General features: G+C 60.8%; 17 protein-coding genes and 3 tRNA genes. 19 read left to right on the top strand and 1 reads right to left on the bottom strand.

Translation table 11 applies throughout. The annotated features are described in order from the left end of the window. The first annotated feature begins 4 nt into the window (after window positions 1–4). From ATO7_RS13580 to ATO7_RS13555, 6 genes are read left to right on the top strand one after another with little or no spacing between them, the layout of a single operon-like run. Entirely contained in the window at window positions 5–841 is an 837-nt protein-coding gene (locus ATO7_RS13580) for a DUF3450 domain-containing protein (RefSeq protein WP_083562554.1), read from the top strand. Beyond that, window positions 838–2199: a MotA/TolQ/ExbB proton channel family protein gene (locus ATO7_RS13575; protein ID WP_083562552.1), complete on the top strand. Its 1362-nt coding sequence runs from the start codon at window positions 838–840 to the stop codon at window positions 2197–2199. Before ATO7_RS13580 ends, ATO7_RS13575 begins: the two co-directional genes overlap by 4 nt. A 9-nt stretch (window positions 2200–2208) precedes the next feature. Next, window positions 2209–2754: a MotA/TolQ/ExbB proton channel family protein gene (locus ATO7_RS13570; RefSeq protein WP_083562550.1), complete on the top strand. Its 546-nt coding sequence runs from the start codon at window positions 2209–2211 to the stop codon at window positions 2752–2754. A 23-nt stretch (window positions 2755–2777) separates the two neighbouring features. After that, on the top strand, window positions 2778–3185 hold the full coding sequence (locus tag ATO7_RS13565; protein WP_083562548.1) for an ExbD/TolR family protein: 408 nt from the start codon (window positions 2778–2780) through the stop codon (window positions 3183–3185). A 9-nt stretch (window positions 3186–3194) separates the two neighbouring features. Beyond that, window positions 3195–3800, top strand: coding sequence for an energy transducer TonB (locus ATO7_RS13560; RefSeq protein WP_206044928.1), 606 nt, complete (start codon window positions 3195–3197; stop codon window positions 3798–3800). 4 nt (window positions 3801–3804) lie between these two features. After that, window positions 3805–5115 (top strand): tetratricopeptide repeat protein, encoded by a 1311-nt coding sequence (locus ATO7_RS13555; RefSeq protein WP_146680356.1) that lies wholly within the window; start codon window positions 3805–3807, stop codon window positions 5113–5115. On the opposite strand, the gene ATO7_RS13550 is transcribed toward ATO7_RS13555, so the two are convergent. Beyond that, window positions 5112–6092, bottom strand: a complete 981-nt coding sequence (locus ATO7_RS13550; protein ID WP_083562544.1) for an MBL fold metallo-hydrolase — start codon at window positions 6090–6092, stop codon at window positions 5112–5114. The genes ATO7_RS13555 and ATO7_RS13550 overlap by 4 nt on opposite strands. A gap of 121 nt (window positions 6093–6213) precedes the next feature. Here ATO7_RS13550 and ATO7_RS13545 point away from each other — a divergent pair, with 121 nt between their 5' ends. The 13 genes from ATO7_RS13545 (at window position 6214) to ATO7_RS13485 (ending at window position 14974) form a co-directional block, all read left to right on the top strand. Beyond that, window positions 6214–6861, top strand: coding sequence for a response regulator (locus ATO7_RS13545; RefSeq protein WP_083562541.1), 648 nt, complete (start codon window positions 6214–6216; stop codon window positions 6859–6861). Next, on the top strand, window positions 6848–8677 hold the full coding sequence (gene uvrC, locus ATO7_RS13540; protein WP_083562540.1) for an excinuclease ABC subunit UvrC: 1830 nt from the start codon (window positions 6848–6850) through the stop codon (window positions 8675–8677). Before ATO7_RS13545 ends, uvrC begins: the two co-directional genes overlap by 14 nt. Before the next feature lie 5 nt (window positions 8678–8682). Next, a complete protein-coding gene (gene pgsA, locus ATO7_RS13535; RefSeq protein ID WP_206044927.1) occupies window positions 8683–9243 on the top strand; it encodes a CDP-diacylglycerol--glycerol-3-phosphate 3-phosphatidyltransferase in 561 nt (186 codons plus the stop codon). A 155-nt stretch (window positions 9244–9398) separates the two neighbouring features. Further along, window positions 9399–9474: transfer RNA gene (locus ATO7_RS13530), tRNA-Gly, on the top strand. A gap of 83 nt (window positions 9475–9557) precedes the next feature. Continuing rightward, window positions 9558–9631: transfer RNA gene (locus ATO7_RS13525), tRNA-Cys, on the top strand. A 14-nt stretch (window positions 9632–9645) separates the two neighbouring features. After that, window positions 9646–9733, top strand: a tRNA-Leu gene (locus tag ATO7_RS13520). 105 nt (window positions 9734–9838) lie between these two features. Continuing rightward, the gene (ccmA, locus tag ATO7_RS13515) at window positions 9839–10462 is read left to right on the top strand and encodes a heme ABC exporter ATP-binding protein CcmA (protein WP_083562538.1); all 624 of its coding nucleotides are present in this window, start codon (window positions 9839–9841) and stop codon (window positions 10460–10462) included. Beyond that, window positions 10450–11121 (top strand): heme exporter protein CcmB, encoded by a 672-nt coding sequence (gene ccmB / locus ATO7_RS13510; RefSeq protein ID WP_083562536.1) that lies wholly within the window; start codon window positions 10450–10452, stop codon window positions 11119–11121. The genes ccmA and ccmB overlap by 13 nt, the downstream gene beginning before the upstream one ends. A gap of 5 nt (window positions 11122–11126) precedes the next feature. Next, a complete protein-coding gene (ccmC, locus tag ATO7_RS13505; RefSeq protein WP_083562534.1) occupies window positions 11127–11867 on the top strand; it encodes a heme ABC transporter permease CcmC in 741 nt (246 codons plus the stop codon). After that, on the top strand, window positions 11864–12028 hold the full coding sequence (ccmD, locus tag ATO7_RS13500; RefSeq protein ID WP_083562532.1) for a heme exporter protein CcmD: 165 nt from the start codon (window positions 11864–11866) through the stop codon (window positions 12026–12028). Before ccmC ends, ccmD begins: the two co-directional genes overlap by 4 nt. Beyond that, the gene (ccmE, locus tag ATO7_RS13495; protein WP_083562530.1) at window positions 12025–12486 is read left to right on the top strand and encodes a cytochrome c maturation protein CcmE; all 462 of its coding nucleotides are present in this window, start codon (window positions 12025–12027) and stop codon (window positions 12484–12486) included. Before ccmD ends, ccmE begins: the two co-directional genes overlap by 4 nt. Further along, window positions 12483–14444: a heme lyase CcmF/NrfE family subunit gene (locus tag ATO7_RS13490; RefSeq protein ID WP_083562528.1), complete on the top strand. Its 1962-nt coding sequence runs from the start codon at window positions 12483–12485 to the stop codon at window positions 14442–14444. Before ccmE ends, ATO7_RS13490 begins: the two co-directional genes overlap by 4 nt. After that, window positions 14441–14974, top strand: coding sequence for a DsbE family thiol:disulfide interchange protein (locus ATO7_RS13485; protein WP_083562526.1), 534 nt, complete (start codon window positions 14441–14443; stop codon window positions 14972–14974). The genes ATO7_RS13490 and ATO7_RS13485 overlap by 4 nt, the downstream gene beginning before the upstream one ends.

Here is a 14974-nt window from a genome sequence, read left to right as displayed (position 1 = left end):
CCGCATGAGGTCGCCGCTTCTTCCGATTGCAATGAATACTTTTGAGGATGGACTGATGGCGAAGCGCTTCAGCAGACATCAAAAATCATCTCTGCTTCTGGCTATAGGCCTGTGCGCGTCCACGTCGGTTATGGCCGCAGCCCCGCTGGACAAGGTGGTGGATGAGGGCATGACCAAGGCGGACTCGGCGCGCGAATCGCAAGCGCGTATCGATGCCATGGTCGATTCCCAGCAAGCCAAATTGATTACCTACCGGGCCCTGCTCAAGCAGATTGAAGGCCTGGAGCATTACAACCAGCAGCTGGAGACTCAGATCAAGGGTCAGGAAGCGCTGATCGAACGTTTTGACGGGTCCATCGCCCAGGTCGCCAAGATCGAACGGCAGATGTTGCCGCTGGTGACGCGCATGGCCGAAAGCCTTGAGGCTTACGTCAACCTGGATCTTCCGTTTCATGAAGTGGAGCGCCGCGAACGGCTGGCGTTCATTGATGAAACCATCAGCAAGGCGGATATCAATGTCGCCGAAAAATTCCGCCAGGTCCTCGAGGCCTATCAGGTGGAAAACGAGTACGGCCGCAAGATCGACGCCTATCAGGACATCATCGACATCGATGGTCAGCCGCAGGAAGTCGATGTATTGCGTTTTGGGCGCATCGCGATGGTCGCTCAAACCAAAGACACCACCACCACTGCCGCCTGGAATCATCAGGCCCAGCGCTGGGACGTGATTGACGCGGGCACCTACCGCAACAGCGTGCGTAACGGCATTCGCATGGCACGCAAACAGGCTTCTATCGACATGGTGACGCTGCCGATTTCGGCGCCGGAGGTGGCGCAATGAATGCGTTCAAAACTGCAATGGTCGCTGCGGCCGCACTGAGTGCCGTGGCTTTTTCCGCGCCGCTGGCGGCTCAGGGGCAGGATTCCCTGGCCATGGACAAACTGCTGCAGGAGGTGCGTCAGGGGCGCCTGCGTGATGCGGATGAAAACCGCAAGCGCGAGGACGCCTTTAAGCAGGATGCAGCACGTCAGGATGCCCTGATCGCCGAAGCGCAGGCTCAAATTGCGGCGCTTGAATCCCGCAGCGCCACGCTTGAAGAGCAATTCAATGCCAATGAGCTGGCGGTTGAGGAGAAGCGGGCGCAGCGCGATGAGCGTCTTGGCTCGCTGAAAGAACTGTTCGGTCATCTGACCGGCACCGCAGGTGATCTGCGGGCACGTTTTGCGCAGTCGATCACCTCGGCGCAGTTCAAAGACCGCAGCGCCTTCATTACTGCGTTCATCAAGAAGATGAATGACGATACCGAACTGCCGACCATTGAAGAGATCGAACGGCTGTGGTTTGAACTGCATCGCGAGCTGACCGAATCCGGTCGCGTGGTTGCCTTCACCACCCAGGTCGGAACCGAGGCCAGCCGTGAGGTGGTTCGGGTTGGTCTGTTCAACCTGATTTCGGATGGCGATTATCTGAGCTATGACGGTGACACCGATGCCGTCTCGGTGCTGCCGCGTCAGCCCGACGACTACACCGCAGGCGCTGCCAAGCTGCAACAGGCCGACAGCGGCTACACCGCGCTGGGTGTTGACCCGACCGGCGCTGCCGGCGGCGGTTATCTGCGTGCGCTGATCAACAACCCGACCCTGGCCGAGCGTTGGCATCAGGGCAAGCTGGTGGGTTACGTGATCACCGCGGTGGGTGTGTTCGGTTTGATCGTTGCCCTGTGGCGTTTTGTTGCGCTGGGTGCGGTCATGGCCAAGGTCAATCGCCAGCGTAAATCGGACAGCGCGCGTGATGACAATCCGCTGGGCCGTGTGCTGCTGGCCGGCGAAGCGCATGCCAATGACGATGTCGAAACCCTGGAGGTCAAACTCGGTGAGGCCATCATCAAGGAGCGTCCGGCCATTCAGCGCGGTCTGCCGCTGATCAAGATCATTGCCATGGTCGCGCCGCTGATGGGCCTGCTGGGCACCGTGACCGGCATGATCATCGTGTTCCAGGCCATCACCATCTACGGTGCCGGTGATCCCAAGGCCATGGCCGGTGGTATCTCCAGCGCGCTGGTGACCACGGTGCTGGGTTTGATCGTGGCCATCCCCATGCTGCTTTGCCACACCTTGCTGCACAGCCGCGCGCGTGGCCTGCTGCATGTGCTGGAAGAACAGACCGCCGGGCTGGTTGCTCAGCGCGCCGGGCGTTAGAGCGCAGCCATGTTGCTGTTTCTGCTCGATGCCCGCGAGGCGATCGATGACTTCTTCACCGCAGGAGGGCCGGTACTGCAGCTGATCGCAGTGCTGACCTTCGTGATGTGGATGCTCATTCTGGAGCGGGTGGTGTACTACCTGCGCCCGTTCCAGAGCGAGCTCAAACATGCGGCGCATGACTTCCATGCTCGCCAGGATCTGTTTTCCTGGTACGGCGATGCGGTGCGCCGCATGCTGGTCTCGGAGCTCAAGGTCAAGGTCAACGACAACCTGCGCGTGATCAAGGTGCTGATCGCTCTGTGTCCGCTGTTCGGCTTGCTCGGCACGGTGACCGGGATGATCGACGTGTTCACCGTGCTCTCGCTGACCGGTGGTGGCGACGCCAAGCTCATGGCGGGCGGCGTCTCACGCGCCACCATCCCGACCATGGCCGGCATGGTGGCCGCGCTGTCGGGCGTATTCGGAAACATCTATCTCGAGCGCATGGCGCGGCGCCGCCGCGAGGCCATTGATCACGAACTGCCTCGACATCATCTGGAGCCGGCGCTTTAGCCGGCTCGTGACAAGGACTACTCATGGCACGTAGCTACGTATCCAACGACGAACTGGAAGAAGAGGGCACGGTCGACCTGACGCCGATGCTCGACGTCGTGTTCATCATGCTGATCTTCTTCATCGTGACCGCCAGCTTCATCAAGGAAGCCGGGGTTGAAGTCAATCGCCCGCAGGCCAATACCGCCGAACAGAAAAACGCCGCGGTGCTGGTTGCGATCAATGCTGACAACTCGGTGTGGATGGATGGCCGCCGCGTCGACATTCGCTCGGTGCGCGCCAACATCGAGCGCCTGCACGCGGAAAACCCGGAGGGCGCGGTCATCATTCAGGCCGATGAGCTGGCTTCGGTGAAGACCTTCACCGAAGTGCTGGATCAGGCGCGCCAGGTGGTGCCGCCGGAACGCGTTTCACTGGCCACAGAGCAGTAGGAGTCGGGGATGCGTTTATTGATGGTGGTGTTCCCGGCTGCGATTGTGACGTTCAGTCTGCAAATGGTGATGGTGTCGCTGATTCAGTTTGCTGACCGCCGGCTGGATGAATCGACCACGGTGAAGTTGCCGGAAATCGCCATGCCGGAGGTCGAGATCAAGACCCAGCGCCAGCTGGAGAAGCCCGAAAAACCGCAGCTTGACGACACCCCTCCGCCGGACGTGCCGGAGCAGGCTTTCGATAACATCGACGGTAATGCTCAGATCGGCGCGCTGGGGGGCGTGGATCAACTGGTGGCCAAGCTTGACCTCAGCATGGGGGCTGGTTTGTCCGCGTCGGATGGGGAATATCTGCCTATTGTGAAGGTTGCCCCGCAATACCCACGGCGTGCCCTCAAGCGGGGGCTGGAAGGTGACGTCGTGCTGGAATACACGGTCACCAAGCAAGGTTCTGTGCGCAATCCCAAAGTGCTGCAGAGCACCGACTCGGTGTTCAATCAGGCGGCCATCGATTCGGCCCTGCGTTACAAGTACAAGCCGCGCGTCATCAATGGTGAAGCCCAGGAAGTGCCGGCGGTGCGCACGCGTATCAAATTCCGCATGAGCAATGGATAAGAGCATGGCGAAGCGCTTGAAAATGCTGATGCTGGCGGCACTGCTGGCCCCGGCGGGCGCCCTGTGGGCGCAAAACGGTGCCATCGACGCACGCACCTTTGATCAGTTGACCAAGGCCCAGGAACTGGCCGCCGAGGATCGCCATGATGATGCGCTGTACATCCTTGACCGACTCAAGGAGCGCGGGCGCCTGAACAGTTATGCCACGGCTCAGCTGTGGAATTTCTACGCTTTCATATACGCCAGCCGGGATGAGTATCAGCAGGCCATTGATGCCTATTTCAAGGTTATGGAGCAGGAGGACGCACCCAACGGGCTGGTCCTTACGGCCAAGTACACCATTGCTCAACTGTATTTTCAGATGGAGCAATATGGCGACTGCATCCGCTTCATGAACGAATGGCTGGAAACGGCGGACAAGCCCACGCCGACCGCGCATATTATGTTGGCTCAGGCGTACTATCAGACGCATGAGTACGATCGCGCCATGACCCACGTGGACGATGCACTTGCGCTTGAGCGGGCCGCTGGCAATCGTGTGCAGGAGGGCTGGCTGCGCCTCAAGGCGGTGCTCAGCTACACCAAGGGTGACTACGCTTCGACCGCGCAGACCTACGAAGAGCTGATATCGCTGTACCCCAACAGCACCTATCTGCGTCAGCTGGCGGGCATGTACAGCGAGACCGGGCAGGGCGGCGAGCGCCTGGCTGTGTTCGACGCCTTGTACGAGCACGGCGCGCTGAAAACCGAATCGGACCTGCTCAATCTGGCCTACATGTGGCAGGGCGAGCAGGTGCCGTACAAGGCTGGACGCATCATCGAGCAGGGCATGGCCAAAGGTGCGATCGAAGAATCGCCCAAAAACGTGGAATCGCTGGCCAATGCCTGGGCACAGGCCAACGAGTACGAAAAGGCCATTCCGACCCTCAGCAAGGCGGCGCAAATCAGCGGCGATGGGCTGTACTACGCGCGACTGGCCGGGGTGCATTTCAATGCCGGTGACTACGCCGCCGCGGCCGAGGCGGCGATCCAGGCCGATCAACAGGGCGGCTTGAAGAATCCGGCTGGCAATTTGATGTTGCTGGGCATGGCCTATTTCAACGACCGCAAATACGAGCCGGCCCTGCAGGCCTTCCGCCGTGCCAAGCAATCACGCGACACCTTCGCCTCGGCCAATAAATGGGAGTCGTATACGCTCAAGGAAATTGAGCGCATTCGTGAATTGTCGCGCAGCCAGGACGAGCTGGAACAGCGCACCCGCGAGGCGATCGAATCGCGTGAGAACAACCTCAACGCGATCGGTATTGGCAGTTAGTTGAGTGCAGGCGACGCCGGCCAGGGCGCCTGCGTTGCCTGGCCCAGCGGCAGCGTGACCGCTTCCAGGTCAGCGCGGTAATCCACCGCATTGAAGAAGCGGTCCAGCCTCACGATCAGCGGAAAGGGTCGTAACGGCTTATTGAGTGGGCGGGTGAAATCATCCCAGTGCACCGGGATGATGGTTTTGGCGCCGGTGGCGTCGATCACCTGGTCGAAATAGCGGCTGTAATCGTCGACCAGCGCAACGCCCAGAATGGCGATATCGGCTTGGTAGGGCTCTAGCGCACCAGGTTCAAAGCCGGCGCTGCCGTGATGCAATAGCGTGCCATCAGCATGTTCGATCAAGATCGACCAGGTGCCGCCCTGGCGATAGTCCATATAGCCGGCAGGAGGCGTAAGTGGTGCTGTGATATCGCCGGTCGGGCGCCCGCCGGTGGCTCCGGCATGCTGACTGCGTATCCAGTGCAGGGTAAACGGGCCGTAGCGCATGGGCTGCTCGGGACTGGCCTGCTTGAGCCTCTCGCCCGGCAGGCCGGCGCCACGGCCAATGTTCAGGGTGCTTGATGAGCCGATCAGATCTGCGCCGCTGATACGCGCCACCACGCCGGCGTCCATGGCGTGATCAAAGTGCGAATGGGACACCAGTACGGCATCCAGCTGCTCGACGCCGAGTTGTTTCAGGCCGCGTTCTATGGCGGCATGATCGGGTGCAATGTTCTGGTTGCTCAACAGCCCCCACAGGCCCGGCGGCCTGCTGAAGAAAGGGTCGATCAGCAAGGCATGTTGTCCGTCGCGAACGAGCAGGCTGCTGACGCCCAGCCAGGTCAGCGTCACGCCGGGGGCGTCGGGCGTAGCGGCCTTGAGCTGCGCCTGCTGGTAACGCTCGAGTCCGGGTTGCCAGAGGTGTGGCAGTACCAGCCAGGTGGCCGAAACCAGTATGGCAGCGAGCACAAGCAGCTTGATAACAAGGCGCATCGAGGTTCATCCCGGTGATGGGAGGCGCACCATAACCCGAGCCTGCGCAGTAGGCCAGCAGCCTTAAAAAGCCGGGACGTCGCGCTGATCACTGCTAGAATCCACGCAGCGGAGGTGAGCTTTGATAAGACTGATTCTGTGCGATGACCATCGACTGGTGAGAGCCGGTTTGCGCCGGGTGTTGGAAGACACACCGGGTATGGAGGTCGTTGCCGAGGCCGGCAGTGGCGAAGATGCGATTGAGCAGGTGCGCGAACTCAAACCGGATGTGGTGTTGATGGACGTCAACATGCCTGGTATTGGGGGGCTTGAGGCGACCCGCCGAATCCTGCAGCGGCATCCCTCGGTGCGCATCATTGCCGTGTCCATGCATATGGATGAGCCTTACCCCAGCCGTTTGCTCTCGGCGGGTGCGCGCGGTTACATCAGCAAGGACGCCGCGGCCGACGAAGTGGTCAGTGCCATCCGGCGTGTTGCTGATGGCGGTATTTATGTGGCCGCCAGCGTGGCCAGCAATCTGGCTGCCAGCCTGGTCAAGGGCAGCGATGCCGACCAATCACCGTTCGATCGGCTTTCGCAGCGCGAGATGCAGGTCATGCTGATGGTGACCAAGGGGCTGGGTAATCAGGAGATTTCCGACAGCCTGTGTCTTTCGCCCAAGACCGTCAGCACCTACCGCTACCGGTTGTTCGACAAGCTCAATGTCACCAACGACGTAGAGCTGACCCGCATGGCGATGCGTTACGGCGTGCTGGATGACGGCAGCTGAGGCATTTGATGCACAGGCTTTTGTTCGCCGGCTGACCACTCAGCCCGGCGTCTACCGCATGCTCGATGGCGGCGGTGAGGTGCTGTATGTCGGTAAGGCGCGCAATCTGAAGAAGCGCGTTTCCAGCTATTTTCTGCGCGCCAGTGGTAACCCGCGTATCGAGGCCATGGTCGATCAGGTCGCTGCGATCGAGATCAGCATCACCGCATCCGAGGATGAAGCGCTGCTGCTGGAAAGCAGCCTGATCAAATCGCTCAAGCCGCGCTACAACGTGTGTTTGCGCGACGACAAGAGTTACCCCTATCTGCGCCTGACCGGTCATCGCTATCCTCGCATCGTGTTCCACCGCGGTGCGCGCAAGCCGAATGAGCGTTACTTTGGCCCGTTCCCGAGTGCGGCTACGGTCCGTGAAACAATCTCGACTTTACAGAAGGTTTTCGAGGTAAGAGGTTGTTCAGACAGTTATTTCGAAGCGCGCACGCGCCCCTGTCTGCAACACCAGATTCGACGCTGTAGCGCACCGTGCGTGGGGCTGGTTTCCGAAGCCGACTATGCCGCCAGCGTTGATGCGGTCAGTGATGTCATGCAGGGCCGCGCCGAATCCCTGGTGCGCGCGTTGCAGTCGCGCATGGATGAGCAGGCGGCGGCGCTGGATTTCGAGTCAGCCGCACGCACCCGAGACCGCATTGCGGCCATCCGGCGCATGCAGGAGACCAAAATCGTGACCGGACTCAAGGGCGATGCCGATGTGGTCGTGCTGGAGTCCATCAACGGCCTGACCGGCGTTGGGGTCATGAGTATTCGGGCAGGGCAGAACCGGGGGCAGGTGCAGCACTTCCCGCGCGTGCCCAAGGATGTCAGCGCGGAGGAGTTGATGGGCGAATTTCTGGCTCAGCATTACACCTCACATGCGCCACCCGACGAGCTGATCGTCAATGTGGCCCCGGCCGAGGCCGACTGGCTGACACACGCCTTGAGTGAGGCGGCCGGACGCAAGCTGGTGATCAAGGCGCAAGTGCGCGACGTGCGTCGGCGCCTGCGTGACATGGCCAGCGCCAGCCTGCGCGAGGCGCTCAAGCACCGGGTCTTGTCTCGCCAGAACATTGGCAGTCGTCTGTTGGCGCTGCAGGCGCGTTTCGCGCTGGAGCGTGTGCCCGAGCGCCTGGAATGTTTCGATATCAGTCACAGCCGCGGTGAAGAGACCATGGCCTCCTGCGTGGTGTTCGGTAGCGAAGGGGCGGATAAATCGCAGTACCGGCGCTTTGCCATCAACGGGATCACCCCGGGCGATGACTATGCGGCTATCCGCCAGGCGGTGCTGCGTCGCTTCAAGCACGTGGTCAGCGGCGAGAGCCCGTGCCCAGACGTGCTGCTGATTGACGGCGGCAAGGGGCAGTTGGCCTCGGCCATGAGTGCGCTGGAGGAGCTTGCGGTTGAGCCGCCGCTGATATTGGGTGTGGCCAAGGGCAGTGCTCGCAAACCGGGATTGGAGCAATTGTTCATGCCGGGTAAGAACGAGGCACTGCGCCTGGATGATGATGATCCGGCTCTGCATCTGATTCAGCAGGTCCGGGACGAGGCACACCGTTTTGCCATCACCGGGCATCGTGGGCGACGGGCCAAGGCGCGCACACGTTCCGAGCTGGACGACATACCGGGTTTAGGCCCGGTGCGGCGCCAGGCTTTGTTGCGGCGCTTTGGCGGCATGCGTCAGTTGCGCCGCGCCAGCCTGGATGAGCTGCAGAAAGTCGAAGGCTTTCATCGCGCCCTGGCACGGCGCGTGTATGATCATTTGCACGAAAACCCCTCCGGATAACTGTTTTGCGCCTGACTTTGCCGACGCAACTGACGCTGCTGCGCGTGCTGGCGATCCCCTTGCTGGTGCTCGTCTACTATCTCGATTTTCAGCACAACACGATTGTTGCCGCGATCATCTTCATCCTGGCCGCAATTACCGACTGGTTGGACGGCTACCTCGCCCGACGCTTGAATGCCATGTCCAACTTCGGCGCATTCCTGGATCCGGTGGCCGACAAGCTGATTGTGGCGACAGCGCTGGTGGTGCTGCTTCAAAATGATCCAGGCGTGGCCATGCTGCTGCCGGTGGCCGTGATCATCGGGCGCGAGATCACTATTTCCGCCCTGCGCGAGTGGATGGCAGAGCTTGGTCAGCGCGCCAGTGTGGCGGTGCGCGGTATCGGCAAACTCAAGACCGGCACGCAGATGACGGCCATTTCCATGCTGCTGTGGGAAGAGTCCACTTTCAACTTGCCGGTCTACGATCTGGGCTACGCTTTACTGCTGATTGCCAGCGTTTTGACCCTGTGGTCGATGGCTGTGTATTTGCGCGCCGCATGGCCTTTGTTGTCGCAAGCCGACTGACCATCACGGGGCCAATTCCGGCTTGGGTTGACACCCACAGAAAAACCCCTAAAATGCCGCCTTCCTCGCTGAGGCAGCGGCTTCAAGCCACTGCAAGTCAGTGAATCCGGAAGGGTTTCCGGGCGTCATCAAAATGACGTAAAATAGACCCAGATGCGGGAATAGCTCAGTTGGTAGAGCGCAACCTTGCCAAGGTTGAGGTCGCGAGTTCGAATCTCGTTTCCCGCTCCAGTTACTGCGGTCCGATGCGTTGTCGGAGCTTCCGCGACATCTGACCCCGGTTCATCCGGGGTTTTTTGTATGATCAGCACAATGGCTAGGTGGTAGAGTGGTTATACAACGGCCTGCAAAGCCGTGTACACCGGTTCGATTCCGGTCCTAGCCTCCATTCAATCGTGCATGGCCCGGGTGGCGGAATTGGTAGACGCAGCGGACTTAAAATCCGCCGGCCATTGCGGCCGTGCCGGTTCGATTCCGGCCTCGGGCACCAGTTTCGTCCGTGCCCAGATCGCCCTCACTTTGCCGCTGAACCCGCCTTCGGATTTGTCCATCACGCGACTCGGCGGTATCGCTCGACGTCAGGCTGGGGTTGAGTATGTCTGAGGCGATTCTTAGCGCCACAAATCTGTGGTTGCGGCGCGGCGAGCGCGAACTCTTCAACGGTTATTCATTGCAGCTGCATGCGGCGGACGTGCTGTGGCTGCGCGCGCCCAATGGGCGTGGCAAAACGACCTTGCTGCGCATACTGGCGGGCTTGGTGACGCCCGAAACAGGCCGTCTCAGTTGGCGTGGCCAAGGCTTTGCCAGCCGCATGGATGAATCTCGGCAAGCGATTGGCTTTCTTGATGAGCGACTTGGTCTGAGTCGCGATCTGAGTGTCGCCGACAATCTGCGTTACATCGCCGACACCTGCGCGACACAAACCGCTGTTGCAATCGATGCCCTTGAGCTTGCGCCGCTGCTCGCGCGGCGGGTTGGCCAGTTGTCGACCGGACAGAAAAAGCGCGTGGGCATGGCCCGTCTGTTGCTGGAAAACGCCGTGGTCTGGTTGCTTGATGAGCCGGCCAACGGCCTGGATGACACCAACCGTGCACGCTTGTCGGCTCTGATCGAAGCCCATCGTGCGCAGGGTGGCGTGTGCGTGTTTGCGAGCCATGATGAGCTGCCGTTGGCTAGGCCGCCACGGATCGAGACGCTGGAGGGTGCATGCGCGGCCTGACGGCGTTGTTGCGGCGTGAATTGCAGCGCTACTGGCGCCGCCGGGGCGATGCCCTGCAGGCGCCGCTGATTTTCTGTCTGATCTGCCTGCTGTTTCCTCTGGGTGGCGTGCCCTCACCGGAGCATCTGGCGCGCTATGCGCCGGCGGTGATTTGGGCTGGCGCGTTGACCGCGTGCATTTTTGGTCTGGAAGCTTTGTATCGCCAGGAAATGGCGGAGGGCTGGGTGGACGCCATGCTGCTCTCGGCGTGGCCCATGCCATTGGTGCTGTTTATCAAAGCCCTGGTGCATTGGTTGTTCACCGGCTTGCCGGTGGTTTTGTTGGCCTGGCCGATGAGTCGTGCTTTGTATTTTCCCGCCGAGCAGGTCTGGGCGGTCCTCTATGGCTTGCTGCTTGGCACGCCGGTGCTGGTGCTGCTTGGGGGCATTGGGGCAGGGCTGACAGCCGGCATGGGACGAGGTGGTTTGCTGACCAGTTTGTTGATGTTGCCGTTGTATGTGCCGGTGCTGATTTTTGGCGCGGGCTGCGGGGTTGCTGCACACGACGGATTGCCCATCACCGGTCAGTTATACTTGCTCGCTTGTATGCTCGTCGCGGCCATGTTTCTTGCTCCTTGGGCCAGCGCCGCGGCTCTTAAGATCGCAAGCGAATCCTCCTGATCTCTATGTGGCTTTGGTTTCACAGGCTTGGCTCCGGCCCGACCTTTTATCCGTTTGCCGGGCGTCTGGCCTGGTTGCTCGCTATTCCTGGTCTGTTGCTGCTGCTGCACGGCCTTTACGGCGCCCTGTGGGCGGCGCCGGTGGATTATCAGCAAGGCCAGGGCTACCGCATGATTTTCGTGCATGTGCCGGCTGCCTGGTTGTCATTGTTCATATACACCTCCATGGCTGTGGCCGCGGTGGTGGCACTGATCTGGCGCATGAAGGTGGCCGAGGTCTACATCATTGACGCAGCCATACCCGGGGCGGGCTTTACTGCGGCAGCGCTGATCACCGGCATGCTGTGGGGCAAGCCGATGTGGGGAACCTACTGGGTGTGGGATGCGCGGTTGACCTCCGAACTGATTTTGCTGTTCCTGTATCTGGGCGTGCTGGCTCTTGATCAGGCTATCGAAGACAAACGCCAAGCTGCTCGGGCCTGTGCGCTGCTCGCCCTGGTTGGGGCGGTCAACGTGCCGATCGTGCACTACTCGGTCGAGTGGTGGAACACGCTGCACCAGGGCCCCACGGTGAGTAAATTTGATTCGCCATCCATGGATATGCGCATGCTGGTGCCGCTGCTGGAGTTGACGCTGGCCAGCACGCTGTTATTCGGCACCATCGTGCTGGTGCGCATGCGCGCGACCTTGCTGTGGCGCGAACGGCACAGCCGCTGGGTCGGGGAAATTGTTGAGGCGGAACAATGAGTGAGTTCTTCGCCATGGGCGGTTATGCCGTCTATCTATGGCCCAGTTACGCGGTATTTCTGGCGGTCTTGTTTGGGGCTTGGGGAACCGCGCTGTGGCGCGGGCGTCGAATTCGCCAGGCGATTGTGCGAGAACGCCGGGGGCGCAACGAAATTCAATGACAAGACGACAAAGACGCACCTTTATGGTGTTGGGTTTGGTGGTGATGGTCGCGGCAATCGTGGCCATGGCCAGCCAGGTTTTTCGCGAAAACCTGATGTATTTTTACAGCGCAACGGAGGTGGTCAACGGTGATGTGCCGCCGCAGGCGCGCATTCGTCTCGGCGGGCTGGTGGTGCCCGGCAGTGTGCAGCGCGAGCCGGCCAGTCTGAGGGTTGATTTCCGTATGGCGGACTGTGAGCACGCCGTGCCGGTCAGCTATGAAGGCATCCTGCCGGATCTGTTCCGTGAGGGGCAGGGCATTGTGGCGACCGGGCGACTGCAAAACGGGCTGTTCGTTGCCGACGAAGTCCTTGCCAAGCATGACGAAAACTACATGCCGCCGGAACTGGCTGAGAAGCTCGGCGCCGATGGCACCGGCCACAGCTGCGCGCCATTCAAATCGCTGGAGCGTTCATGATCGCGGCCGTGGGTCACTTTGCGCTGGCCACGGCATTGGCCGTGTCGCTAATTCAGTTCGTGGTGCCCCTGTGGGGGTTGCGCTCGCGCAACACAGCGTCGCTTGTTCTGGCGTTGCCGGCCGCGCGCGCATCCTTTGTACTGATTCTTTGTGCCTTCTGTTTGTTGACGGTGGCCTTCCTGCAGGATGATTTCTCGCTGTCTTATGTAGCGAACCAATCCAACAGTGCCTTGCCGTTGATTTACAAGATTTCGGCGGTGTGGGGTGGCCATGAAGGTTCACTGCTGTTGTGGCTGCTGATGCTGACAGGCTGGGGGCTGGCGGTGGCATCACGTTCGCGCAAGCTGCCGTTGGAGATCAGTGCCACGGTGTTGGCCGTTATTGCGGGCGTGACGGTGGGCTTTTTGCTGTTTGTCCTGTTCACCTCCAATCCGTTCGAGCGCTTGCTGCCAGCGCCGCTGGAAGGGCGTGACCTGAATCCGCTACTTCAGGACCCCGGTCTGGCGATACACCCACCCATGCTGTACATGGGCTACGTCGGGTTTACGGTGCCGTTCGCGTTCGCCATTGCGGCCTTGCTGCATGGACGCCTTGATACCGCATGGCTGCGCTGGACCCGGCCGTGGGCGACCTGGGCCTGGAGTTACCTCACGCTGGGCATCATGCTGGGCTCGTGGTGGGCCTATAACGAGCTGGGCTGGGGCGGCTGGTGGTTCTGGGATCCGGTAGAGAACGCGTCTTTCATGCCCTGGTTGGTCGGCACCGCACTGATTCATTCCCTGGCGGCGACCGAAAAGCGCCGCGTGCTGGCGAGTTGGACCATTCTGCTGGCTATCGCCGCATTTGCGTTGAGCCTGCTGGGCACGTTCCTGGTGCGCTCAGGGGTGCTGGTTTCGGTGCACGCATTCGCTACTGATCCGGCCCGTGGTGTCTACATTCTGGGCTTTTTCAGTGTTGTGGTTGGTGGCTCGCTGGCTCTGTACACCTGGCGCGCGGCGAGCATGAGCCTGCAGGCACCGATTCGCCTGAATTCACGTGAAGGCCTGCTGCTCGTGAATAACGTGCTGCTGGTGGTGGCCGCATTCAGCGTGCTGCTGGGCACGTTGTATCCGCTCATGGTTGATGCCTTGGGGTTGCCCAAGCCGTCGGTGGGGCCACCCTGGTTCAACGCGACGTTCGTGCCGTTGATGCTGCCGATGTTGGCGCTGGTTGGGTTTTCCTGGCGGGTTAATTGGTGGAAGGCTGACTGGGGCGCAGCGGTGCGCGCCAATCGTGTGGCCATGCTGGTCGCATTGGTTGGCGGCTTGGCCCTACCGCTGATGACACCTGATGTGCGTGGGGTGGGTATTTTTGTGGCCTGTGTGCTGGCGATGTGGTGCACGGTGACGGCGCTGGCCGAAATTTTTGCCTGGTTGCGCAAAGGGCGGTTGCCGCCGGCATCCATTCTGGGCATGAGTGTGGCGCATCTGGGCCTGGGTATTTTCGCGATTGGCGTTGGCTTGGTCAGCCAGGCCGACGCGGAGAAAGATCTGGCCATGCGCCCCGGCCAGCAGGTTACGTTTGGTGGTTACGAATGGTTGTTCAAGGGGACGGATCACCTTGAAGGGCCGAACTACAGCGCCGAACATGGGGTGATTGAGATTCGCGATTCCCACGGGCGACAGCTGACCGTGCTGGAGCCGGAGAAACGGCGTTACCACTCGCAACCCAACAATCCCATGACCGAGTCGGCGATTGATATTGGATTGTTTCGCGATCTTTATGTCTCTCTGGGCGAGCCGCTGGGCGAGGATGCCTGGAGTGTGCGGCTGTATGTGAAGCCGTTCATACGCTGGATCTGGTTCGGTGCAATTTTGATGGCAGTTGGTGGCGGAGTCGCGGCGACAGATCGACGCTATCGCATGGAGCGCAAGCTTCAGGCGTCCGCGTCCACCGCCGAGCTCGGGGCTGCAGCGTGAAGCGTTTGCTGGTGGCTGTGCCATTGCTGGTTCTACTGGCCTTGATCGCGGTCCTTGGTCGCGGTCTGTCGCTGGATCCGCGCGAGGTTGACTCGCCGTTGATAGGCAAGCCTGCACCCGCGTTCAGCTTGCCGGTGCTGGGGGGTGATCAGCTTGCAACCCAGGCGTTGTTTGAAGGTGAGGTCAGTCTGCTGAATGTGTGGGCCAGCTGGTGTGTGGCGTGTCGTGCTGAGCACGGAATTTTGAACGCTTTGAGCGAGCAGCCTGGCATGCGCATCATTGGGCTGAACTACAAAGATGAAGCCGGCGATGCGCAGCGCTGGCTTGAACAGCGGGGCAATCCGTATGTCACCTCATTGCGTGATTACGATGGTCTGGTCGGCATCGATTGGGGGGTGTACGGCGTTCCGGAGACGTTCGTGATCGACCGTCGCGGCGTGATTCGGGCCAAGCGCATCGGGCCGTTGACCTGGGATTACGTCAACCAGGACCTGTTGCCGCTGTTGCAGCAGCTCAAGGCGGAGTCCTGA

The sequence above is a fragment of the Oceanococcus atlanticus genome, assembly GCF_002088235.1.
GTDB classification, from domain to species: Bacteria; Pseudomonadota; Gammaproteobacteria; order Nevskiales; family Oceanococcaceae; genus Oceanococcus; species Oceanococcus atlanticus.
Note: the sequence above shows the minus strand (reverse complement) of the source record. Positions and strands in the feature narration are given on the sequence as shown.